Consider the following 24733-nt stretch of genomic DNA (forward strand, 5'->3'; position numbering starts at 1 on the left):
CTCATCACACGACATTCCAGCATAATACCGACATAGGAGCCGAAATGATATCAACGTGCCTCGACCGCGGACAATGTCGTAAGGGTCTCAGTAGAGACTAAATCAGACAAGCAGCCATTTGCCAGAATGATCGGGGTATTGTGATTGGCCGCAAAGAACTTCCTGCAGAATTCTTCATCAATCTTCAATATTTGCTGTACAATGGGGACATCTTGTAGCCTTGATATTGATTTCCGAAAAACAAAACGGACACGTTTTATTTTTCGGAGCCTCTGCGGTACAACCGGAAGTTGTCTCTCAGGGATATAACTAAACTCTCTGGCCTTATGACTGAATCTCTAGCGCCTATACCTTTGCTGTGAACCCCCTTCTCACCGGTTTATCCCAGCCACCGGGTTTTTTCAGCATGTTCAAATAGCCCCCCACGCGCCATAAACTAAAAAGCTGTCTGGGGCCAAAATTCTCAATTATGGCGTAAATTATTAGTAGCATGATATCACGCAGCTTGAAATACGTCTTGTCTTTTTCCGCAATGAGTAACGAAGAGACGGATACAAGCACACCCATTAAAATGGTAGATATAAAGAGAAGAAGGGCAATTTGAGCATTTAGTAACCCTAATATAAAAGCTGCGATGACCATGAGATAACCCAAGGCTTCAAGAAGAGGACCGATCATCTCAAAGAATAGAAAATAAGGCATGGCAACAATCCCTATTCTGCCATATCTCGGATTAAACAACATCGTTTTATGAAACGTTAAGATGTCTATCAGACCCTTGTGCCAGCGATAGCGCTGTTTCTTTAAACTTTCGAGATCTTCAGGGACTTCCGTCCAGCAATTGGCATTGAAGGCGTAACAAATTCTATAGTTTTGGCCCAACTCTCTCATTAACCTGCTGATACGAACAACTAACTCCATATCTTCGCCTACAGTATCTTTAGCATATTTACCGCTGCTCGTGAGATACCCGCCAACGCTGATAACTCGTTCCTTTCGGAAGAGGCCAAATGCTCCGGAAATAATGAGCAAACTATTCGTTAAAGCCCAGCCCAAACGCCCGGCCATAAACGCCCTGATATATTCGATGGTTTGAAATCGCGCTAACGGATTCTCGGGTATCCGAACATCTTTAATTTGCCCCCGTTCAATGGTACACCCATTGATAGGAAAGATATTTCCGCCTAACGCCGGTGTTTCAACACCCTTGTCTAACGTCAGTGAAGCTAATTTAAGCAAAGCATCATCTTCAAGCAGAGAATCGGCATCAATCCCACAGAAATATTCTTTGTTGGAGATATTGATTCCTGCGTTTAGGGAGTCAGCTTTCCCCCCATTATCCTTGTCTACAACAATAAGTTTGGGAATTGAACGATTCTGATAAACCCCTCGTATAGGCTTCGTGTTTAATTTATTGTCAAACACATAATCAACCCTCATCAGATCAAAATAGTTAATTAACACTTCCAGAGTATTATCTTTTGATCCGTCATTAACAATGACAAGTTCATAGTCGGGGTATTTGAGATTAAGCAGTGAATTAGCACTCTCAATAATCGTTTTTTCTTCATTGTAGGCCGGAGCAATAATCGAAATAGTGGGAAGCATTTTAGGCTTAAACAAGAGGGAAAGACTTTTTATCCTCCATAGTTTGAGCTGTTTTTTTACATTAACATAGGAAAGTGCCAGCAGGGTCAGATAGATCAAATTAATGGTTATAGAGTAATAAGCTAGGTAATAGTTAAAATCGATGACAAATAGCTTGACTTGTTCCGCAAGAGGGGCTGTAAAAAGAATATCCTGATGCCTTAGGCAATAAAGAGTGGGGAAAAATACAAGGATTGAGAACAAGATAAGATAAAGGCTGCGGATAAGCTTCCAGTCCTTTTGTTCTTCCTTTTTAGCCGGTATCTCCTCAGTCTTAATCAGACCACATTTATGGACAAGTCTCTCATTTAAGTAGCGCTTAAATTCGTTCTTATGTTTGTCAGATTGCCTGATGACGTCTTTAATAATCGCCAACAGTTCATTTTCAAGGTCCAAGTCCTTGTTTTTATTTAAGAAATCAATAACTTCGCTGGTATGTCCTAGAAGAATGACCTGCTTAATAATGTCTCCGACCGCTTTTCCGTCCTGTTTACCCAATTTCATAATGAAATAAGCTATTTTATTAGCCAGAATTTCGGATAACCTGAGGCGAACCGCGGAGTCTTTTTCTTTTTCGAATTGCTTTACTACCACATGGATATAACTGGGATTGCGTTCAATGATTTTGGTAACGGAATTAACCACACTTCTGGCATTGCCCTCATTGTTCAGCAGAGAAAGCACCTTGGTTAAATTACCCAGCGTCTTAATGTTGGCCAGTGATTGAATCGCAAGGTTTCTAAGCTCTATATCCTCGGAACTTAAGTACTTAGGATGATCCAAAACTTTAGGATAATAGCGCGCCAATATATCAGCGGCCTTGTAAACCAATTTAGTATAGTTTTCCTTATAATTGACACTGACGGGAAGTACTTGGTGTCTTTGGCACACGTAAGATGAGCTGACTGCTCCTTGGAATTTACAAACGCCTTTGTCCTGATCCTCTGATCCAGCATAAAAAATGCAGTTACGGCATGCTTTCTCAGTACTAGCTCCATAGAGAGTCTGAAGTTTCTTAATGGCTTCCTCTTTACAATCGATTAATTCCAGCAAATAGTCTTTTACAGTCTCAGAAAAATTGACAGACGCAAAATCTACAATGAGTTCCTTAATCTCAATAAGTTCGCTGCCGGAAATTTGAGTTAAATAGGCGTTGAAAGCGTCCCCAAAGTCTGAGATTAACATATTTACCCGTTCTCTATACCAACGATGAGAATTTTTTAATGAGGAAACGAGCACCGGCAGTGATTCAGGGTCAGCAATCTCCGTCAAAGCATTGGCAATATATAATTTGACAGGATAATCTTTTTCCCGCAAAATAGCCTTTTCCATTGCTATCCGAGCAGCATCGTTTCCCATGAACCCAAGAAAAACAGCTGCCTCAATTCTCTTTATTCGGGACCTGGATTTAAGCTTTTGCAAATAGTTCCTATTGGATTTGAATATATCCACGGCTTTGTTGACATTTCCAATAGTTTGCTCATTCAGTTCAATAGTCTCCCTAAGATTTAAATAGTTGATAATCAAACCTTTTTGTTTTAGATCGACAATTTTTCCCGATAATAATTTCAACAATCTTCGTTGCTGTTCTAATGATATCCCTTCAGCTATAGAATTGTGGAGTCTTCCGTACAGCAAGCTGCCAATTATAACGAGATTTAAAGCGCTTAAGAAAAAGACAACAACCATGCTAAGCTGAATACTATAGTTCATAGAAAAGCTGCTCCTTTGACCCTATTGGTAACTAAACCAAGTAATTCAGAAAGCATAAAGGGTTTTTTAAGATAATGGTCTATATTTAAGCTCATGGCTCTCTTGACCGAATCGTCATTTTTTAAATGTGAGATGAGAATAAAGGGAATATTCTTGGTATGGGATTGAGACAAAAGTTTTTCGCGGACTAAAAAGCCGTCTATTTTCGGGATCATAACGTCTGAAATAATGAGATCCAAGCTTTGCCTTTCAGCAATCTCCAGGGCTTGTTCCCCGTCGTTCGCTGTAAAAACTTGATAATTTAAACTTTCCAGGAAGGTTTTCAAAACATCGATACTCATAGCATCGTTATCTACTACCAAAATTCTGCCTAGCTCCTCTTGATAGGTTTCTACCGAAGAGCTTTGACACACGATGTTCATACCCATATTTTTGGCAAGCCTTACTCTCATGAGGGCAATATTATACAATGCTTCAGCAGGATCGTTGACATAGGTATCCAGATCCCTTATTTCTTCCAAACTAATGACCCCAATGGATACCGTTATTTTCTCAATAAACTTATTGGAAGCGGCGATCTCATTTCGAACCTTTTCTGCAAATTCTACAGCTGTTTCCTTTAAGATGTGCGGAAGATAGCAGGCAAAGGATGCACCCTGAAGCCTAAATAAAACCGTATTTTCATCTTTGAGGTCATTTATTATGTAAACAATGTTCTTTAAAACCTCATCAACTTCTTTATCGCCGTATGAGAATTTGATTTTAGCCATATTGTCGGTATTAATAAGGATTAGAGCCGGGTTTTGATAAAACTGTTCAGTAAGTAAATCTTTCAGTTCACTCTCCAGATAATTTCTAAAAAATTGATAGTTATATAAACCCGTAACAGGACATTTAATAAGACTCTCCTGAGCCTCTCTAACACTGTTATTAAGTTTATCATTCATTTCCTTAAGTCTTACGTTTTCGTTCGTTAGATTGACAGCTTCTTCTTCAGCTCGCTTTAAGGTTGTAATAAATACCTCCGGAATTGAGATATCATATTCCTCGGCTAACCGTTTGACAAAAGGTTCAATGACTATAAGCCACTGTAGTCCTTTGCGAGCCAAAAAACGTTCGAACAGCAAATTCCACAGTACCTTACCTGTATAATTATAATCGGAAATTTCCAAAGTCTCTTGATCAAAACTGATATCTAAGTCATTAATTGCTTCAAGTACTTCGGTCTTGTTAAAAATAGCTGCATAGCGCTTAAAGACTAAGCTGCAGATTAATTGATACCCGCCAGACTTAGCAAGATCTTTTTTAAGCGGGGCCATAAATGCCCCGCATTCTAAATCCCTTAAGGCCTTTATATACTTTGTCACGTTATTCCTAATAATCGATCCATGTTGAGGAGCGATCATAGATATGTCCATGCCGAGGAAGACTTCCATAACAGGTCTTAAGATATCATTAGAAGGCATGTAGTGTTCATGAAACGTTTTCATTTTCTCAAGATAATCTTCTCCGGCATAAAGACTCCAGCCGTAGGAAAAGGCTCCAAAAAGATCACTGGAAAATAGGGTCTTTGAAGAATAATCGTACGTTGCTATAGCGCCTGGAAAATGAAGATACGGTGTTTGTACAAAACCCAAAACTCTCCCTGATTTTAAAGTTAGCCTGAAGTCGTGTTCGTTTACACTATAGTACTTGGACTTGATACCATAATACTTTACTATGGTTTGAGTCCGCCAATGGGTCACAACCTCAAACACTGCACCTTTCTGCTCAAACAAAGGGACACTGGCACACAGGTCTGGATCTTGGTGATGGAGTACAATGTATTTGATTTTAGCTAAGGGAACTATACTGCAAACATTTTCAAAGACATAATCAAAATCCAGGACTGAGCCGGGATCAATGAGAACCGCCTCATCTCCATCAATTAGCAGATAGGGATTGCAGTGAAGGCCGCCTTCCTGGTCACTCCCTCCAACCCAAAAGATATCTTCAGCTATTTCAACGACATTCGTATTCATTATTCAACCTTTGGCCCCTTATTTGCAAATTAAATAGTTACGTTTAAAAATTCTCCAATAAATACTTAATTCCTTCATAATTCTAAATACAAAATTTGTAAACGTCTTAAAATACGACACAGCTCCATCTAAAAACACTGTAATCAGTCAATTCAAACGCCTGATTACAGTGTTTTCGCCTTCCAAAAATGGTTCTTGACCTTGTTAGCCACAAGCTACTGGCCAATTAGCTCTATTGAGAACCATCCAACGAATTCTAACTCGGATGGAACTCACGATTATTTCGAACTCACTTAGCTTCAGGTTCTGGTGTTTCCTCCTTCTCTTTATGAGCTATTACATCACTGGTTGCGAGTGGTTTAGAATTAACCGCTTTCTTCCTTTTGTATCTGAACTCTCTCCATATCGCTAAAAGGAACACAATAAGGGCTCCTGCTAAAGCCGAGGCCAAAATCACTAAAACCAGGGGGACTTTTTCCGTAACCCAGAAAAATTGAATTATTACCGAATCAGCATTTTGCACGGCAAAAATCGCAACAAGCAAAGCAAAGACTAAAGTCAATATTAAGATGATCATATTATTAAGCCTCCCTTATTATTCGGCATTTCTCTTTATGTTCGAGTCAATCTATGATAATTCCTGCATCAAAACAAATAGAACTGCCTGAAAAGCCCTTTATGTCACATAAACTTTAACTGCCAAATTCCAGAAAAGGAAACTTGATACTAAAAACAGCGGCCTCAGCAATTATAAGCTAAAGCCGCCGATTACACTTATATTAATTCATCCAGCTACTGACACCACCGATCCTATTCATCTTCTAAATGCCCTTCTCGTAAAATTGTTTCTTGCATCCTAAAGTTGTTCATTAACGCTACATTTATCTTCGTCATGAAGCAGGCTAAGTCTCATTGCTGCATCCATAGAAACTCATTCACTTCACCCCCAATATTGATACGATTGTATATTAGGGTATTCTTGGTAAATAAAAATACTCCTTCTTTGTAATTAAAATTACTTGTAAAGAATAAAGCAATCTCGCCAACTGACTAATTTACAATATGAACGACGCCATCATACCCACCGTTTAAAAAAATAAGACCTCACATTAAGATATTATAGGACTATTGCCCATGCGCATGTTTATTTTACAGTTACCAATATCGTTTTCCAATTAAAGAAGCTTCCTTATGGGCAACAAGTTTGTTCATCACCCATAAGAAAGCTCTTTCATCCCTACACATCCATTTTGCCCATACTGCGTTATTTTTCTGTTTCCCCTTGATCAATACTCTTATCCGTTAAGACTACTCCATAATCTTGTCTGGCCTTAAGTAAGGAAATAATTCCGTCTCGAACATCCTGTCGAACCAACTCAGGATCTCGCTGATAAGGGTCTCCCCACCCGCCCCCACCTGAAGAAATAATTGTGAGAACTTCCTCACTTTGCAACGAACGCGCACCTTCTTTGCTTCTTAGATAAATAGTTTCTTCCTCTGCTGAAGTTAATTCAACCTGATTCAAACTTCCCGGTTTACCCCCGGAAGAGCCAAATGGTGGTATTTTCATTCCATCTCCAAACATGACAATAGTTGTGTTGCCACCATAAAATTTGAGGCTGTATCGAATACCTGGTCCACCGCGCCACATTCCCGAACCTGCGCTGTCCATCTCAAATTCATGACACAAGGTTAAATGGGGATATTGGATCTCATTGACCTCAATATTGGGCGCGCGAACACCTCCATAGTTGGATAGCGGAGCCATGTAAGGATAGCCGTCGCGACCTTCTAGTCCACCTCCGGAACCCAACGCACAGAAAGCAAAACCAACGTAAAATTCATGATTTCTCGGATCGATACCATAGAAAGACGGACCACAGTAACGTCCAAAACCGGCCGGCAGTTGTCCACAGGCTACAGGTTCCAAAGCTTGAAAAACAGCACTAATGATCTCACTGGCGGGAGTCAATGTACTCAAGGTCACCGGTGCGGGATCGGCGGGATTGAGAAGGCTCCCCTCAGGCAAGACTACACTTATTGCCCTAAAAGCCCCGCTATTCCGTGGAATATGAGAACCCAGTGCCCAAAGGGCCCCAATCCAAGCGGCAGATGTACTTGTCACCAAGGCAGAGTTGACGAAGCCCAGGACTTGTGAATCGGTGCCGGAAAAGTCGAGAGTCATCTTTTCCTCTAGAACCTTCACTGTAACCCTGATTTTGATCGGATTAGCTTGAAAGCCGTCGTCGTCTACCCATTCTTCGCCGGTATATTCTCCATCTGGGATTCGTTTTATAGCTTGGAGCGTGAGTTCTTCCGCATGATTTAAAAGGTATTCCACTGTTTCTTTGATTCGGTACGCAGAGTAGTGGTTCAATAATTCTCTTAGACGAGCAATTCCAATATTGTTAGCACCAATTTGCGACCACAAATCACTTTGTAGCATTTGCGGATTTCTGACATTGCGCAGGATCAACTCTTGAACCTCAGGGATTATCCGGCCCCGACTTATTAATTTGATGGGGGGTATACGTAAACCTTCCTGGTAAATCTCAGTTGCTTTAGGATTATAACTACCGGCGACAGAACCTCCGATATCTCCATGGTGAGCCCTGCTGACACAATAGAAGAGAATCTCTCCATTTTCAAATAACGGTGTAATAATTCCTATATCCGGCAGATGATTTCCACCTTGATAAGGATCATTGATGATAAAAACGTCGCCATCATGAATCTGGCCAGAGTACTTCTTAATGACTTCCTGAACGCTAAAAGTTCCTGCCGCGGCTAAAATTGGGATACCATTGATCTGGGAAACTAACTCTCCTTTTCCGTTGCATATACCACAGGCAAAATCGCATGCCTCGGCAAAAATCGGGGATCTGGATGACTTTTCCAACGCGCAGCCCATTTCTTTGGTGATCGTATCCAAGCGATTCGCTATTACAGAACGCTCAATAACCTCATCCACTTTGGCATTCATTTAGAGCATCCCTTCCTAAATAGATTAACAAGTTTCCGAACTGATCGATGTATGCCTGACAATTGTACTCTAATAAAACAGTGGTGTACTCTTTTTTAATGACTGCGGGTCCCTTTAAGCACATTCCTGGCTTCAAATTTTTCCACCGATAACTCTTGAGCGTTTGAAACTTCCCGTTTAGATATAATGAACACATGCCATCGTCTGGCGTTTCCAGAATTGTATAATGCTCTGTTTGGTCCGAAGGAATTTTTTCCTTCTCTTTAACGAGCAGTTTTACATTAACCAGTGTTAATGATTTCTCAGTCTGACAATAACCGTAAAGCCTTTGATGTTGGGCGTGGAATTCCTGACCCAACTGCTGCCAAAGCGGAAAGTCCGCTACGTCGCAAGGCAATTCGATACTGATTTCATGGTGTTGATCAGGATATTTTAAATCTGCTGACCAAACATAACTACGCTGATCCTCAGTAATACCTAGCCGAGACATTTCCTGATCCGCCTGATCCTTAAGTTGTAGCAGCGTTTGCTGCAAATTCGAGTTAACGCTTTCACCTAAAGGTTCGAAGACGGTACTCGATACCTCAACTTGAAAAGGAGCATAATGTAACCCTTGAGCACAAAAAACCGGAGCCATTTCGGGGACCACGACCTTGTTTATGCCAATTCCAGATGCCAAAGCTGTTGCAAACAAGGGCAGAGCACCTCCTACTGCTGCCAAGGAGAATAAACGGGGATCATATCCTTTTTTGACAGTCATGAGATAGACCGCATCAATCATCAGCGAGAGGGCTACCTTATAAATTGCGTAGGCTGCTTCAGGGACAGATAACCCTAAGGGATGGGCAATTTTTGTTTCAATGGCCTTAAAGGCTTGCTCCACATCTAATATCATTCGTCCACCCAAGAAATCATGAGCATCAATTAAACCCATCACGAGAGCAGCATCAGTAATCGTCGGTTCTGCCCCTCCTAAGCCATAACAAGCCGGTCCTGGATTAGCCCCTGCAGAATGAGGTCCAACTCGCAGCATCCCACCATGATCCAGCCAAGCAACACTTCCCCCGCCCGCACCTACAGTATGAATATCTAACATCGGTAATTGGAGCGGGTATCCGGCAACCTCTGACTGAGGTGTTACTTCCATCTTGCCCAGGCGGATGAGGGAAACATCGAAGCTAGTTCCCCCCATATCTGTTACGACTAATTCTGAAAGTGATAACTCATGAGCTAAGGCCCATCCCCCTTTTACTCCTCCGGCCGGACCGGAAAAAAGGGTAGTAACTGCTTTCTTTCTTGCTTGGACTAGATCTGTCAGACCACCATTATTCTGGGCGATTGATATAGGTACTTTTAGACCGAAATCCTGCAGATGATTGCTTATTTCCAGTAAATAATTGCTTAACAACGGGCTGAGCCGAGCATTTAAGACTGTTGTAGAGGTTCGTTCATATTCCCCCACTTGTGAGGAAAGTTCTGATGACAACGATATAAAAACGTTGGGCAGGAGAGCCTGTAATAAATACTTAAACTCTTTTTCATGCGTAGGATTTCGGCAGGCGAACAGCAAACATACGGCGACAGATTCTACCTTTTCTTGTACTAAAAACTCAGCGATTTCGGCTATTTGCGCTTGATCAATACTGATTAGCGGCACTCCTCGATAATCCATCCTCTCCCGCAAACCAATCCGCAGATACCTAGGAACTAAAACGGGAGGTAATGGCAGTCCGAAATCCCATTGTTCCGACAGTTGAGAGCGCCGTAATTCTAAGGCATCGCGAAAACCTTCGGTAGTAATCAAAGCCGTTTTTGCTCCCTGTCCCTGAAGTAACGCGTTAATTCCCACAGTTGTACCATGAACAAATTTATCAATTTGCGGCATGAATTCTTTGAGTTTCAGGCCTGATTTTTGAGCCAAGTCTCTTAATCCTGAGATTATGGTTTCTTCTGGGTCTTCCCGCTTAGAAGGAATCTTTACTGTCAACGCGCGCCCTTGTTTGTCCCTCGCAACAAAATCAGCAAATGTTCCTCCGATGTCTACAGCGATTTCGTACATTCCTTGCCTCCTCTATAAACCAAAAGATCCCATGAACCTACGAATCTGTTTTTGAACTTCTGCTGACATTTCAACGGTCGGTGCAAACCCTGAGAGAGGTTTCGTCGCATCTATACCCATTTTTGAAGTACGGCTTAACTCATCGGATGACGGATCAAGGGTACAGCCCATACCCATATGCTGCGGTACAATCGTCACGCCCCGATCGGCTTGCAGTCGGGTAGCCATGGCCCAGAGAACCTGCCGTTCATCAAAGACATCCACATCCTCATCCACAACCACCACCATTTTCAGATTATGATCAACCGAAAAGGCCGTAAAAATTGCTTGCTGGGCTTGCCCCTCGGCAATCTTTTTCAGGGAAATATAGCAGTGAAATAAGCCACAGGCCGAAACCGGAGCATGGACATTCTTGACATTAGGAAGAGTTCTGTTCAGTGCATTTAAGACATCCCCTTCTCTTTGGACCGCAACAATGGTAATATGTTCAGAACTCATTCCCGGTGTTATGTCTTGAAAGAGAGGTTTCGTTCGGTATTGGATTGCCTTTACCCGGAAAACATTTTCCGTACTGCGATAACAAGCATAATTCGTAAATTCTGCAAATGGCCCTTCAGATTCCCGCTCTCCAGCGACAATTTCTCCCTCAATGACTATCTCAGCGAATGCAGGAACCATCAGATCGATTGTTTTGCAGCGGGCGACTTCCAACGGAGCACCGAATAATCCTCCCATCGCCGCATATTTTCCGAGATGATAAGGGACTAAGGCCATCGAACCCATCGATATGTTGGGATGAATGCCCAGAACTACCGCTGCTTCGAGAGATTTCCCCAGTTCTTCCGAACGACGGAAATACTCCCAAAGACGTTGACGGGAATGAAGACTTATCCCTAATTTATCCTTCCCTTTTAGCTGCATCCGATGATATCCGGCGGTTTCTACGCCTGTTTCCGGATCTTTGGCAATGACCAGGCCCGCAGTGATATAAGGGCCGGCATCAATTGGAAAGTGAGTTAAAATTGGCAATTTAAAAAGGTCTGCCTCGGAACCAATCAAGACATTCTCCCGGAAAGGTGCTTCATCGACCTCCACAGGGTCAATACGCTGATTAATACGTTTGGAATATTCTGCTGCCAGATCATGAGGTGCAACCTCCAGCGCCAAAGCCAGACGGTCACGAGGAGCCAGGACATTGGCAACCACAGAAATAGCATGACCTTTTATGTTATCAAAAATCGTTAACGGGCAGCGGCGGGCTTTCTCCAGTTCCATGATTAACGTACTTATTTCATACTTAGGGTCTATCTCCTCTTGAACGCGGATAACCTCCGACGGATTCTGAGATTTAACGCGTTCAATGAACCCTCTCAAATCCTGTTCCAACGAATATGCCTCCTTTAGTAGCTTTGGCCTATTTCCCATTGAAGATCTACTGCAAATTGCTTTTAGAGTAGTGCTGATTTCTGTAAAGAACCATAAACACTCTTCGTTAGGCTTCCTGCTACGATAGTTCCGACTAAAGCTGTCAGAGCAGAAGACAAAAGGGCAATTTTCCAATCAAGATGGATAACATAAATCAAGCCGATGGTAACACATAAGTTGCCAATAACATTACAGCCCAACATAGCTAGGAGGTGATGGCTTAATTTTGTCATCGATAACTTAAGAGCAATCAAAGAGTAAACAATGGAACCGATAGTATTGGCAAAAATGAAGAAAAAGGCTAAAGGGGAATAAGCTGTTGCCATGGCTACAATAGCTTCCACTAAACCTGCGATAATACCCGCCGGTTGTTTGTACATTAAAACGATAAGGCCTGTAAAAAATGCCCAACATGTACCATTAAGCAGTAAGAGAGTGGGATCTAAAATACCGTCGATCCGACCCGTTATCTGCTCCATGATCACAAATACAATCCCGATAATGACAGCTCCTACAAGTGCTTTGGTGTCAGTCCTGAACAATTTTTCTTTCACTTTATTTTCCTCCTAAATCATTAATTATGGTATTTATATTAATGGCAACAGCCTTGTTGTTATGCTGAGGCTTATTACCAAGAACATCGAGGCAATTAAGACAACATCGTGAGACTTCAAAGCTATATCGGATGAAAACGTTCGCTTTTTGCTCCGCCCGTAACCTCTTAACTCCATAGCTAAGGCTATTTCCGTTGAACGACGAACGGCACGATATAAAAAAGGCAGGAAGGTTGGAATAATTGCTTTCAGGTCATCCCAAACGCTATCCATTTTAAGGCCCCGGGTTCGCTGGCTGTCGATGATCGACTGATATTCTTCTTTCATAAGGGGTAAAAAACGGGCGCCCAGTCCCACCAGCATGGCAAAACGATAGGGAATTTTAAATTTCACAAGCATCAGGGTAAAGTCTTGAGCTGAGGCGGAGGTAAAGAACTGCAGACTGGTATAGAAAATCAGGGTCGCTTTCAGTATGCCGGTAATCGCCAGCGGCAGAGCATCACTGTAGATTTTCAAGATGCCCCATTGATAGATCAAAGTACCCTCCCGGCAAAACAGTAACTGAATAATCAAGATCTGAAGTCCCAAAAGCAAAAGGATGATTACCATAGCCTTAGAGTGTTTAAATGAACCACTTAGAATTAACGAGGACGTAATACACACCAGTAACGTAATTCCTAATTGAGCAGCAGTTTGACTGAGCAGTGCAAAGTAAATCATCAAAATATACCAGACAAGCTTAGTGCGGGGATCAAACTTCGGAAGTGCCCGTGTCATCATAACCCTCCTTGAAAGTAACACTGTTTGGGAAATCCAGACCAATCGCCTTCAGTTCCTCACGATGTCGCTCTATGTCTTTTGTCTCAATATCCAGCCTGATGCGATGCTTATATAGGGCAACTAAGCGGTTTGAATAGTCTTTGGCCATGGCCAGATCATGGGTAATCAACAGAATGGTTTTGCCGTTGTTCGATAAGTCGTAGAGTTTCTCCATAATCATGTAACCTTGGTTCTCATCCAGTCCGGAGGTAGGTTCATCAGCAATAATGAACTCCGGCTCTCCGGCAAGTATCGATGCTAATGCCAAAAGTTGACGCTGACCACGGCTTAGACGCTGGGGATGCATTTCCTTGTATTCCGCCAGTCCTACGAATTGCAAACATTCATCAATTTTCTGATTGAGAAAGTCATTTCGTTCACCTCTTAACTTTAAGGAAAAACCCACCTCTTCCTCCAATGTGCTTGCAAAGATCTGATGGTCTGGGTTTTGAAATAAAAATCCGACACGAGCCAAAATCTTTCTCAGGTTCCTCTTAGCGATTTTCTGATCAAACAAGTGAATTTCACCCTTGGCAGGCTTCAGCAAACCAATCAGTAATTTCGCCAAGGTTGATTTTCCTGAACCATTCAAACCGACAACTGACACAAAATCACCTTTAAAAACTTCTAAATTAATATCTTCACAACCCGGTAGTTGATTATTATATTGATAGGAAACATCACTGATTTTAGCTATGCTCTCCTTGGGTTTATTACTGTTAAGAAAGAAATGCCTGCCAGTTCTGAGCATTTTTTTTCGGTACTTGATTTGGTCCCAGTAATATTCCCTGGGCGAGTATTCCTTTATAATTTCACCGTCTTTAAGAATCAAAACTCTGTTAGCGTAGTTAAGCACTTCTTCAATTCGGTCCATAACTAAGACTATCGTAAGATTTTGGGTTTGATTTAACTCTCCAAGCCGCTTATAGATCTCCTGACGGCCTTGTGGGTCCAGTTCAGCAGTCGGTTGATCAAGAATTAAAATCGGAACTTTGAGTGCTAATACCCCTGCTAAAACAATGCGTTGGGCCTGACCACCTGAAAGAGACGAAGTTTGTCTCTTTTCGTAACCCCCCAAACCCACAAACTCCAGCGTGTTTTTAACAACCTGATCAATTTGGTCACAAGGAAGTTCTTGATTTTCGAGTCCGAAGGCAACGTTCTCGTAGACATTCAAACTAATAATCTGATTATTGGGTTCCTGCATCATGAATCCCATATAATCCGACATTCTATTGAGAGGCATTTCTTTAATGTCTTGTCCCATAATTGTTACCGTTCCGGATAATTCCGCGTTATGGTAATGAGGAATCGCACCCGTCATGACGTGCAATAATGCTGATTTTCCCGAGGCCACCCCCCCGGTAATGACAATGAAATCTCCTTGATTAATTTCCAAATTAATGTTTTTAAGGACCAGACTCTCATTATTCGGAAACTTGAGTTTATCAATTTTAATTTTTGCTATGACATTCATGGCAATCTCCTGTAATTTTGAACTAAGATCTGATAGTACAAAAAAGTTCCAGCTTAATAAGCTAGAACTTTACCATTGTCCTCTTTGCATAATTCTATAGGCAGGTCTTCTGACTTATAGACTCCAAGGTACGCCTTCCCAGTCTCCCAGTGGCATATGTACATTTTCATCGTCTAATTACAGTGGTGGGTCCGTACCGAATTTTCATCGGTTTCCCTATTCTCCCTGTATTGGGGCACCTATAAAATCGTATTTAACTGTGCGTAGTCGGCATTTCTGTGGTTTATGATTAAAAGTCTCCTGTACTTACACCTGCTGATTCGAAGGTGGCCATTTCATCGGCGATCTTGAGAGCAGCTTCAACCATCGGAAACATGAGAGCAGCTCCTGTACCTTCACCTAATCTCATGTTAAAATCAAGCCTCGGTTTGAGGCCAAGTTGCTTGAGGGCTATCCGGTGACCTTGTTCTTCTGAATTGTGGGAAGAAATCATATAGAGAGCTGAGAGAGGAGCAATCTGAGCTGCTGTAAGTGCGGCAGCAGTTGAGATAATACCGTCGAGAATAATGGGTACATGCTGGTAGGCCGCTTCCAGGATTGCACCTGCCAGTGCAGCAATTTCCAATCCACCGATTTTGGCAAGGGTATCGAGAGGGTCAGCAAGGTCAGGCTCATTTACCCGAATCGCCAGCTTGATTACATCTTGTTTATGCTTTAAGGCGTCATCCTTTAATCCAGTGCCGCGCCCTGTAACTTCCTCAACCGTATGGCCTGTAAAAGCTGAAATTAAAGCAGCGCTGGGAGTTGTATTGCCGATACCAACTTCACCTGTTGCCAATAAATTGATTCCAGAGTCAATTGCCTCTGCAGCAACTTTTGCACCGGTGAGAAGAGCGAGAAGAGCCTCTTGCTTTGTCATTGCCGGGCCATGGGCTATATTTCCTGTTCCGTTTTTGACACGGTTGGCCATAAGTTCAGGGGGATCTAAGGGTAAGGCAATGCCTATGTCGGTACAGATAACTTTAGCTCCGCTATTTCGAGCAAGGACATTGATACCTGCCTCGCCATTTAAGTAAGAATAGAACATTTGTGCAGTAATTTCTTGAGGGGCAGCACTGACTCCTTCAGCTACAACTCCATGATCTCCGGCCATAAGAAGTACTGCTTTTCCCTTGATTTCCGGTTGAGAAGTGCGTTGGATTCCTGCAAGTTGTTGGGAAATATCCTCCAAGACACCTAAACTCCTAAGAGGCTTTATCTTAGCATCCAGTCGTTTTTGCATGCCTGAGATAGACTCTTGATCGAGTTTTTCAATTCCATTCGTAAGCTCTTGTAAAGCAGCCTCAAGTTGTTGGATATCCGCTTTTTTGAGATTGTCAAGGCCATGAATTTTCTTCAGTGTAGTCATCTTTAAACTCCTCCCTAAATTTTGTTAAAAAATAAAGTCCCGCCACAATTGTTAGTTGTGGTCGGGACTTTGCCGTCATCGCCGCCGCTATTCTATAGTCGATAGCCTCTCTCTTAGGCAGGTCTCCTGACTCAGACTCAATCGCCCTTAACGCTCCTTCCCAGCATATGCCAGTGGATTAGCGAGGACTCGTCTCTACAGTGGTGGGTCCGTACCGGGTTTTCACCGGTTTCCCTATTCTCCCCTTATTGGGGCACCTAAAAGCAAATATTAATTTATAATTCTGAGTTTACCAAAATCTCACTAAAAGTCAAGTTAAGATTAAACGGTTTTCTGAGTTAAAAATATTTCCCTATCAACTGACCAAGCTGCTGTTCAATCTCTTTACTCACGACGGCCTCTCCCCCAAATATAGTCGCCCCGATCAGTTTTTTTCCTTTCAGATAATTCACAACTTGATCGGAAAGACTTCCGTCTGCCAGAATAATCGAGGTGTTGTGGTTAGCTGCATAGACACTTCCAGCTAAGGCATCCGGAAAGTTGTTGCCTGTAGCGATACAAACGCTTTGCCTTGCCAAGTTAAAGTATTGGCCCACGGCCAGGGAGGTATCGTAGCGGTCCTGTCCAGCAATTCTTACGATATTTGTTTTGTCTAATGAGGTGATCTGGTCTACCTGACTTTCCACCGCCGAGCTGATAACCCCTTCTCCTCCGATAATATAAACTTTGCTGGGTTTAATAGTGGCTATTTCATTTTTGACGGCATCACTGAGTCCGTCTTTTTGGACTAGGAGTATGGGATACTGCATTTCCGCTGCAATACTGCTGATGGACAGAGCGTCCGGATAGTTTTCTCCATAGGCCAGTACAATGGGTGTTCCGTTCTTGACCTGTAATTGATCTGCAATTTTAACGCAAGTATCATATCTGTCATTTCCACCTAATCTGGTGATATCGGCGAAACCACTCGCTGTTACTTTACCTTCCATGGCACTGCTGACGACCGCCGTGCCTCCTATGATATAGACTGTTCCTGCCGGGTCAAGATTTGACTTCATGTAGTCCAATACCTTTTCCTGGTCAGCATCTGAACTTCCCACTAATAATATAGGTGCATTCAGCTTGTAGGCTAGGACACTTCCGGCTAAGGCATCAGGATAGTTCTCTGCCGTGGCTAGTACAACATTAGAGAGCTTCCCAGTGTAGTTTGCATTAGCAATGGCCAATGCAGTATCAACTTGGCTCATGCCTGCAAGTCTTATGACTCCTAAGCTGGTTTGATTCATTTTGAAATTCCATTTGACGATATCCTGTTCCACAGAGATTGTCGGGCTTGTATATTGGTTATATCCATCCTTGGTGGCCACGAGGTAGTAATCTGTCGTTGGGAAGACCATGAAGCCATAGGCTCCATACGCATCACTGGTCTGCGGATCTTGATTATTGTTGGGCTTAAATCCGTCAATACCCGGTAAGGATACGACGGTATCCGGGGTTTTGCCATTGGTCTTGTTTCGTTCCGTATTGGCATAATACAAGGTAACCTTTGCTCCGACAATGGGTTTGCCCGTCGCCGCATCCGTAATGATGCCATAGGGATCAATTAAGGAGCATTTTAAACTGACAGTTCCATCCTTCGAAACGATGACTTCCAGAGTTCCAAGCGTAAGCGTTTGTCCGTTGCCTAAATCGTAGGTGATCTTATATTGATTGTCCGTTCCTTTGGCCAGGTTCTGAAGATTGATAGTCCCATCAGCTGAAACGGTTACCGACGAACCCCCTATTGATACGTAGCTTACTTTAGAAAGATCACTTAAAGAGCTCGATGTTCCGTCAGGTTGTTGAAAGGTTACAGTTTGAGCCGCCTTCATGGAAACGGTATAATTTCCGTTACTATCTGTCGTTACGGTTCCTGTCAGATTGGAAACAACTGTACCGGTCGTGCCATTGATGACATTGCCAGTTATGGTCGTTCCTCCGCCGGATGTGCTTCCACCTCCGGAGAAACCTCCTCCACCCCCTTCGTGTGTAGAATCAGGTTCCGCTTCAAACACTGCCGATATAATGACACTGGCCGCCGGCATCGTGAAGCTCGTGCCGCTGATCGGGTAATCCGTTGTTCCGTCATTATACTTTAGTGTCCCCGGTGTTAACTTCATTCCAGCATTCGGGGTTATCGTCAAGTTAATAGCTGTTCCTGAAGTTGCTGAAGTTGGGTTAGCCGTAATACTTCCCCCAGTCAGACTTCCGATACTCACCGTATAACTGTTTGCTGGAATCTGCTCAAACTGGGCGGAGACCGTCACACTGGCCGCCGGCATCGTGAAGCTCGTGCCGCTGATCGGGTAATCTGTTGTTCCGTCATTATACTTTAGTGTCCCCGGTGTTAACTTCATTCCGGCATTCGGGGTTATCGTCAAGTTAATAGCTGTTCCTGAAGTTGCTGAAGTTGGGTTAGCCGTAATACTTCCCCCAGTCAGACTTCCGATGGTCACGCTGTAGGTAGTAGGAACTACCGGGGCCGGATCAGTGGTTACAGTGACTGAATTGGAGTTCCCCGCGTTTGCTCCCCCGGTCACCAACAACCTGAAGTCATAGCCGGTCGCTGGACTAAGACCTGTTACTGTGGCTGTCGTCGCATCAACGGCTATCGCCCCTGAAGTTGTGCTTGCCGTCGTCCAGGTGTTGGCTCCGCTCGGCGACTGCTGGATGATAACACCTGTCGCCCCGCTGGCTGCCGTCCAGGTGAATGTCACTGTGCTGGAGGTCTTTGCCGTAGTTGCAAAGTCTGATATCGGCACTACATCGGTGGTAAATGTTTCGTCTGAGCCGTCTGTCGTCCCTCCTGAATTGACTCCTTCTACTCTGTAATGATAGGTCATATTCGGTTGCAGACCTGTAATAGCAGCACTCACAGGTGTATCGGCTGAACCTGTCACCGGGCTTTGGCCGGCTGGTGCTGTGCTTCCATAGCTCGTTGAAGTGCCGTAGTCAAAGGTTACGGTCGTACTGTCTCCATGGGCGTTGATTGTCCCGTTCAATGTGGCGCCGCTGCTTGTTACATTTGTTGCCGTATTGGTCGTTGCTGCCGGAAGTACCTTCGCTGTGAAATTATTGGCACTTGTAGCTGAGACCGCGCCGGAGGCTAAATATCGGGTACCGCTGGTTGTCATTAAAACGGTGTCCGCGGAGCCTGTCGTCTGTGGCAGCCACAGATAGAGGCTGCCGCTTGCATCTGTCGAGCAGGAAAAAGAACTTCCTCCGTTGACTGAATACGACATGCCGGCAGAAGCCGGCAGACCCGATATTGTGACAAGATATTCTTGGTTATTGCTGCTGTTATACACGGTGGGCTGGATTGAGCTTGCCTTTACAGACCCGCCGTTAATGGTCGACGTGCCGCCGCTGCCGCCGCTGCCGCCGCCGATGCCGCTGCCACTGCCGCTTCCGCCAATGCCGCCTGTTGCAGTAACCGTGCCGCCGTTGATGGTCACATTGCCGCCGCTGCCGCCGCTGCCGCTGCCACCGCCGCCACCAATGCCGCTGCCGCTGCCGTTGAAGTAAATGCCGTCGCCGCCTGTTGCAGTAACCGTGCCGCCGTTGATAGTCACAGTGCCGCCGCTGCCGCCGATGCCGGTGCCGGGGTCGATTGAGCCGCCACCGCCGCCGCCAATGCCGCTACCGCCACCGGTAGTGCCGCCGCTGCTGCCGCCTGTTGCAGTAACCGTGCCGCCGTTGATGGTCACAGTGCCGCCGCTACCGCCGACAATGTAGTTGTCATAGCTGCCGCCGCCGCCGATGCCGCTGCCGCCGCCGCCACCACCGCCTGTTGCAGTAACCATGCCACCGTTGATGGTCACAGTGCCGCCGCTACCGCCGACGAAGCCGCTGCCGCCGCCGATGCCGCTGCCACTGCCTCTGCCGAAGCCGCTGCCGCCGCCACCGCCTGTTGCAGTAACCGTGCCGCCGTTGATGGTCACAGTGCCGCCGCTGCCGCCGTTGATGCCGCTGCCGCCGCTGACGCCGCCAATGCCGCTGCCGCCGCCATTGCTGCCGCTGCCGCCTGTCGCCACAAGGGAACCAGTACTGTCAGCGGTTATGTTGAGGGTGGCGTATGAAGGCACGCCAAGTCCCGCGTTATAGCTAGAGCCGGCATTCAGGGTATTGGAGCCAATTAGAGTTAAGTCTACCGTCGTTCCGTTATTGATCAAAAACGGACATGCACTGCTGGTGTTGATGTTGACATTTTCCATGGTGATATTTAATGTGCCAAGGTTTGCGCCTACCGTCACATAATTTGCGGTTGGGGTGCTTGGACTGCTGTCTGTTATGGTGATTGCCTGACTAGTTGTAATATTATCTACAGGCTGTCCGCTGCCACAGGATACTTTAATACCGAAATTCGTACCTGCAGATATCTGGATATTCCCTTGGGAAATATCATAGGTATAGGGATTCGTATTCGCCATAGCGGTAGTGGTATAACCCGGCAAAAACGTTAAAAAACACAATGCCACCACCATGGCTAAGGCTGCATATTTGTTCCTCATCTTCACGCCTCCGTTTTTAATTTTCATTGGAAAGCTTTCCATAGCTTGTTACCCGTACTTAAAAAAAAACTGACTTGCGCCCATGATCATAGGGTTGATATCCAGCTGCGATATTGCATTCAACGCATTTCTTGTACGTCATTTCGCTATTTCCTTATTTGGCGGCGAACGCACTTAAACCTCACCCCTTGGCTTCATTGTTATTATTTCGATGGTTCATGTTCTCGTGACTTTACATAGAAAGAGTCATTAGACCTAAAAGCATGCTACAGGGAGCTTTCGGGCATTTGTAATAATATGCTATTGATTTTTATAACAGGTATGTGACAACCTTCACTTCCGGCAGCGGAGGAAAGTGGGGATTATACTCCTGACCGCAGCGACATAGGTATTCTCCCCCACCGCAACATAGCCCGCGATCCACTCCAAAGGTTTCATCAGGCTCCCCCTCGGGAATATGGGGATCGCTTTGCCTGAGCCTGTCAGAAGCACATCCTGACCGCCAAACACCTCCGCAAAGTTCCCGATTTCTCCGATAATGACAAAGTCTTCGTCCGGATACAGCTCCCTCATCTTTCTTGCGGTACAATAGGGAATTTTGCTTCGGCTGTTTTTCTCCGTGAAAATCCGGGTCTGGTTTGTTTGCGGATAAAGCTGATAATGCATTCCGATCACCCTTTTTTATTATACATAGAAAAGAGCTGGCATCATGGACATGGCGAATTTGACCCCCTTTTTCGCCGAAATTGGTATTGAAAGACCCTGCGGAACATTTTGCAGGGTAAAGAATTCATGATTTATGATGAGCGAAAGGATGAATCCGGCGAACTCACGCTCCGGCTTTCCTCCGCGGCGCAGGGATTGGGAAACGCGGCCATCAGAGTGAAAACCTTCCCGCTGTGTTGAGTTTTGACGAATCCCCCGCAGGCTTCCACGACCTTTTTGATATTCTGCAGGCCCATCCCGTGAAATTCTCCGCTTTTGGTTGAGCGATAGCCCCTATCCTGGATGTTCAGGCTGCCGTTATAGGCATTCTCGATTTTTAAAAGCAACTGGCTGTTGACAGTTCGCGCCTCCGCCGCTAGGAACCGCGCCCCCGGATTGTCCAGATTCCCGCACGCCTCGATGGCGTTTTCCAAGGCATTGCCCAAAACGACACAAAGATCGCTGTCGCTCATGGCAAGACGGCTTGGAATGCTGCAGGCGCAGTGAAACGGAATGCCAACTTCCCTGGCCTTCAAGGAGTAATATCCCAAAATGGAATTCGCCACGACATTTTCGCAAAAGACCGGAAGCGGATCGGTTTCGCTCTTTTCCGCATATTCGCTCACAAACCGTTCCAGTTCGGTATAGCGCCCTTCCCCGGCCAGCCCCCTGATCACGCCGACAAAATGGCGCAAGTCATGCCGGATCGCGCGGATCTCGTTCATCTGCCCGCTTAAGGTGTCATAATATTCCTTCTGCATGGCAATCTGGCTCTTGGCCAGCGCCAGCCGGGAAGAAGACAAGGCCAAATCGTTGTAGACGTCCGCAGTACGCAAGGCGTAAGCCAGGCTGAGGATCATCAGGTAGGCCGAAAGCAAAACGATCAGCGCCAGTGACACATTGGGATACATGTTGCCGTTGATATAATAGCAGTCCATGATCAGTCCGGAAATGGCCATGACAACGCCCCAGTAAATCAGCAAGCCGTATTTTTTCAATTGCTGCCGGCCGAAGTAGACCTTAAAAAAGGAGTAGAACTCCAAAGCAAAGGTGGCGACGGGCAGCACAATCGTCAGATGCCGGTTGTATACCCCGTGCGGGATGAACAGATACATGAGGTAGATTGTTGTATAGTAAAGGAAAAAGAACCCCTTCTCCTTGCGAGAAAAAGCGATCCCGAATTGCTCCTGAACCAGAAAAATGAGCAGGAATTTGAGCGCGAAGGTGGCAAAAAACATCAGCCCGTTGGTGGCTTCATAGGAGAGATTGAAAAAGACGGTTTTCTGCCAGAAGCTGTAAAACTCCGTGGTCAGCATCAGGCGCAAAAGCACGAAGACGATCATCGCCGGCAGCCAGGCGGAGCGTATTCCTTTGCGGAAGGACAGCCTGTAGATAACGCTCAGAACGAAAAAGGAAAACAGCACCGTTCCGAACAGAATAAACCGGATATTGTCCCGGGCGCTTTGTTCCTGGATGGCACGTCCATAATCCTCGAGAACAGGGGCCATGTACAGTCCGGAAAACCGCGTGCTCGCCGCTTCGATAACCACCTCGTGCGTTTCTCCCGCAGACAGCGTCACAGGGTAGAGTTTCGCCTCGGGAACCGTAACTATTTTTCGGGTGTCCTTTGACAGGATACCGCTTTCCGCGGCCGGCATGCCATCGATAAAGACGCGGTAGGCGCTGCCGAAATCCGGCAGGTAAATCGTGACGGGACGGGGATAGTCAAGCCCTTGCAGCGTAAGGCGATAGCTTGCGAAGCCGCTCGCGGGCAGCCACTTTCCATTGATTTTGTACTTCGACCAATAATCCGGCACCCTGATGAGAAAATTCGGCTTGTCAGCCTGCTCTGGTTCGCCGGTAATCAGACGGTTCCAATAAAATTCCCACTTCCCGTCCAGAACGATTTTCCGGGCGGGAGAACGCCCCGTTAGATTAATGTTTCCGCCTGACGCGGTGGGAGCGCCGGTTAGGTTATGATAAAACAAAGTATAAATGACCGGCAGGTGGCTGAACAGGATCACGAAGATCAGCCCCGCAATCAGGTGGGCTTTCGTATGCTTTGCTTCCTTCATCCCCATGGTCCTCTGCCCATATGCGAAAATAAGCAGGCGTAATATTGATCTTTGGAGGGCTTCAAATACTTTTTGGAAATGCCGATTACAACCTGTCCGAGACGGAAGTGATTTTCCGCCATTTCCGTGACGTAAGAAGTATTGACGATAAAGCTCTGGTGACAGCGGATGAAGGACTGCATCGGCAGCTCTTGAGCAATCACGTCCAGTTTCCCGTAGCACTGCGCGGTGCTTCCGTCTGCCAAGTGGAACAGTAGGAGTTTGTCCCTGCTTTCTATGTACAGGATATCGCGACAGTCCACGCTGTACACGGCCGATTTGTAACTGAAGCTGATTTTATGGCTGTGTTCCCTCCGGATCTCGTCGATGGCGCGGTCCAGCACGCTGTATAATCGTTCTCTTTCCAACGGCTTCAGGATATAATTGAAGGCGAACACCTCATACGCCTGTGGATAGTGCTCCTTGCTCGAGGAAATGAAAATAATTTTGAGATCTTTTCGCTCGCCGCGTAAACTCTGCGCTGTCTTTATACCGTCGATTCCGGGCATATAGATGTCCAGAAAAAGGATGTCGGCGGAGAGGCCGGAATCCCGGAAATCATCGATGAGTGTTTCTCCGTTGGTATAGATGACAATCTCAAAGGAAGGGTCGAAGGTATAAAGAGCACCTGACAACAACTCGGTATCCTCCGCCGTGTCGTCACAAATAGCAATTTTAATCGGCATAAAACCGCCTCCCTATACTGTGAACAATTCCATTCACCAGCACTTTTCAAAGCTGCTGTGTTGTCATTTCCGGTGTTCTTTGTCAATCTGATGGAAGCTGCTAGCATCCCCGGACAAAAATTAATCCAAAATAGTTTGTTTGAATCTGAATTCGTCATGGGTGATGGTGCTCTCTTCATTTTAAACCAATAGGTATCCGTTATCGTAGTGCGCTATCTTTTCGTGCATAATTTTACATATAATACATAGCTTTATGGAGTGTTAGATTGAAACCTCTGATGAGTTACTCCATTCTGAGTCACAAACTATTAACCAATCTATTTTATTTTTGATAAAATTCAAAGCCAAAAGGTGTTTTTCTTATGTTTAATATTTCCTTTGTGGTTTTCCCAACCTGTCATAATAACTTTTCATACGAGCATAATTCAAATAATTTCTTGGATAATACAAGGCATTTTTAACTAAGCAAAACACTTAAAAGCAATTTTAGCTTAATTGACAAATTATATTTACATTATTCTGCAAACTTTGTTATTTTCCTTTTTATTCCCCCCCCAATATAACAACAACAC

General features: G+C 44.9%; 14 protein-coding genes and 2 riboswitches. All 14 genes read right to left on the reverse strand.

The window, feature by feature from the left end; genetic code table 11:
* Positions 1–345: 345 nt before the first annotated feature.
* A complete protein-coding gene (locus DESACI_RS23155; protein WP_014828283.1) occupies positions 346–3360 on the reverse strand; it encodes a glycosyltransferase in 3015 nt (1004 codons plus the stop codon).
* Positions 3357–5381: an oxygen-binding di-iron domain-containing protein gene (locus tag DESACI_RS23160; protein ID WP_014828284.1), complete on the reverse strand. Its 2025-nt coding sequence runs from the start codon at positions 5379–5381 to the stop codon at positions 3357–3359. The genes DESACI_RS23155 and DESACI_RS23160 overlap by 4 nt, the downstream gene beginning before the upstream one ends.
* 289 nt (positions 5382–5670) lie before the next feature.
* The gene (locus tag DESACI_RS16225) at positions 5671–5958 is read right to left on the reverse strand and encodes a LapA family protein (protein ID WP_014828285.1); all 288 of its coding nucleotides are present in this window, start codon (positions 5956–5958) and stop codon (positions 5671–5673) included.
* A gap of 687 nt (positions 5959–6645) precedes the next feature.
* Entirely contained in the window at positions 6646–8364 is a 1719-nt protein-coding gene (locus tag DESACI_RS16230; protein ID WP_014828286.1) for a hydantoinase B/oxoprolinase family protein, read from the reverse strand.
* Positions 8345–10423, reverse strand: a complete 2079-nt coding sequence (locus tag DESACI_RS16235; protein ID WP_014828287.1) for a hydantoinase/oxoprolinase family protein — start codon at positions 10421–10423, stop codon at positions 8345–8347. The genes DESACI_RS16230 and DESACI_RS16235 overlap by 20 nt, the downstream gene beginning before the upstream one ends.
* Before the next feature lie 12 nt (positions 10424–10435).
* Complete coding sequence (locus tag DESACI_RS16240; protein ID WP_014828288.1) at positions 10436–11809, reverse strand: UbiD family decarboxylase; 1374 nt, start codon at positions 11807–11809, stop codon at positions 10436–10438.
* 62 nt (positions 11810–11871) lie between these two features.
* The gene (locus DESACI_RS16245) at positions 11872–12402 is read right to left on the reverse strand and encodes a hypothetical protein (protein ID WP_014828289.1); all 531 of its coding nucleotides are present in this window, start codon (positions 12400–12402) and stop codon (positions 11872–11874) included.
* Between the two features lie 33 nt (positions 12403–12435).
* Positions 12436–13182 carry an energy-coupling factor transporter transmembrane component T family protein gene (locus DESACI_RS16250; RefSeq protein ID WP_242833073.1) on the reverse strand — a complete coding sequence of 249 codons (747 nt, stop codon included), beginning with the start codon at positions 13180–13182 and terminating at the stop codon, positions 12436–12438.
* A complete protein-coding gene (locus DESACI_RS16255) occupies positions 13154–14698 on the reverse strand; it encodes an ABC transporter ATP-binding protein (RefSeq protein ID WP_014828291.1) in 1545 nt (514 codons plus the stop codon). The genes DESACI_RS16250 and DESACI_RS16255 overlap by 29 nt, the downstream gene beginning before the upstream one ends.
* A gap of 82 nt (positions 14699–14780) precedes the next feature.
* Positions 14781–14956: riboswitch (cobalamin riboswitch) on the reverse strand.
* A gap of 31 nt (positions 14957–14987) precedes the next feature.
* Complete coding sequence (gene cobT / locus DESACI_RS16260) at positions 14988–16106, reverse strand: nicotinate-nucleotide--dimethylbenzimidazole phosphoribosyltransferase (RefSeq protein WP_014828292.1); 1119 nt, start codon at positions 16104–16106, stop codon at positions 14988–14990.
* Positions 16107–16205: 99 nt separating this feature from the next.
* A riboswitch (cobalamin riboswitch) is annotated at positions 16206–16382 on the reverse strand.
* Positions 16383–16444: 62 nt separating this feature from the next.
* Positions 16445–20656, reverse strand: coding sequence for a cell wall-binding repeat-containing protein (locus DESACI_RS16265; protein ID WP_014828293.1), 4212 nt, complete (start codon positions 20654–20656; stop codon positions 16445–16447).
* A 333-nt stretch (positions 20657–20989) separates the two neighbouring features.
* Positions 20990–21322: a hypothetical protein gene (locus DESACI_RS16270; RefSeq protein ID WP_014828294.1), complete on the reverse strand. Its 333-nt coding sequence runs from the start codon at positions 21320–21322 to the stop codon at positions 20990–20992.
* A 131-nt stretch (positions 21323–21453) separates the two neighbouring features.
* A complete protein-coding gene (locus DESACI_RS16275) occupies positions 21454–23442 on the reverse strand; it encodes a sensor histidine kinase (RefSeq protein WP_242833074.1) in 1989 nt (662 codons plus the stop codon).
* On the reverse strand, positions 23433–24161 hold the full coding sequence (locus DESACI_RS16280) for a LytR/AlgR family response regulator transcription factor (RefSeq protein WP_014828296.1): 729 nt from the start codon (positions 24159–24161) through the stop codon (positions 23433–23435). The genes DESACI_RS16275 and DESACI_RS16280 overlap by 10 nt, the downstream gene beginning before the upstream one ends.
* Positions 24162–24733 lie beyond the last annotated feature (572 nt).

Origin of the sequence: Desulfosporosinus acidiphilus SJ4, from assembly GCF_000255115.2 — a bacterium.
Classification (GTDB): Bacteria; Bacillota; Desulfitobacteriia; order Desulfitobacteriales; family Desulfitobacteriaceae; genus Desulfosporosinus; species Desulfosporosinus acidiphilus.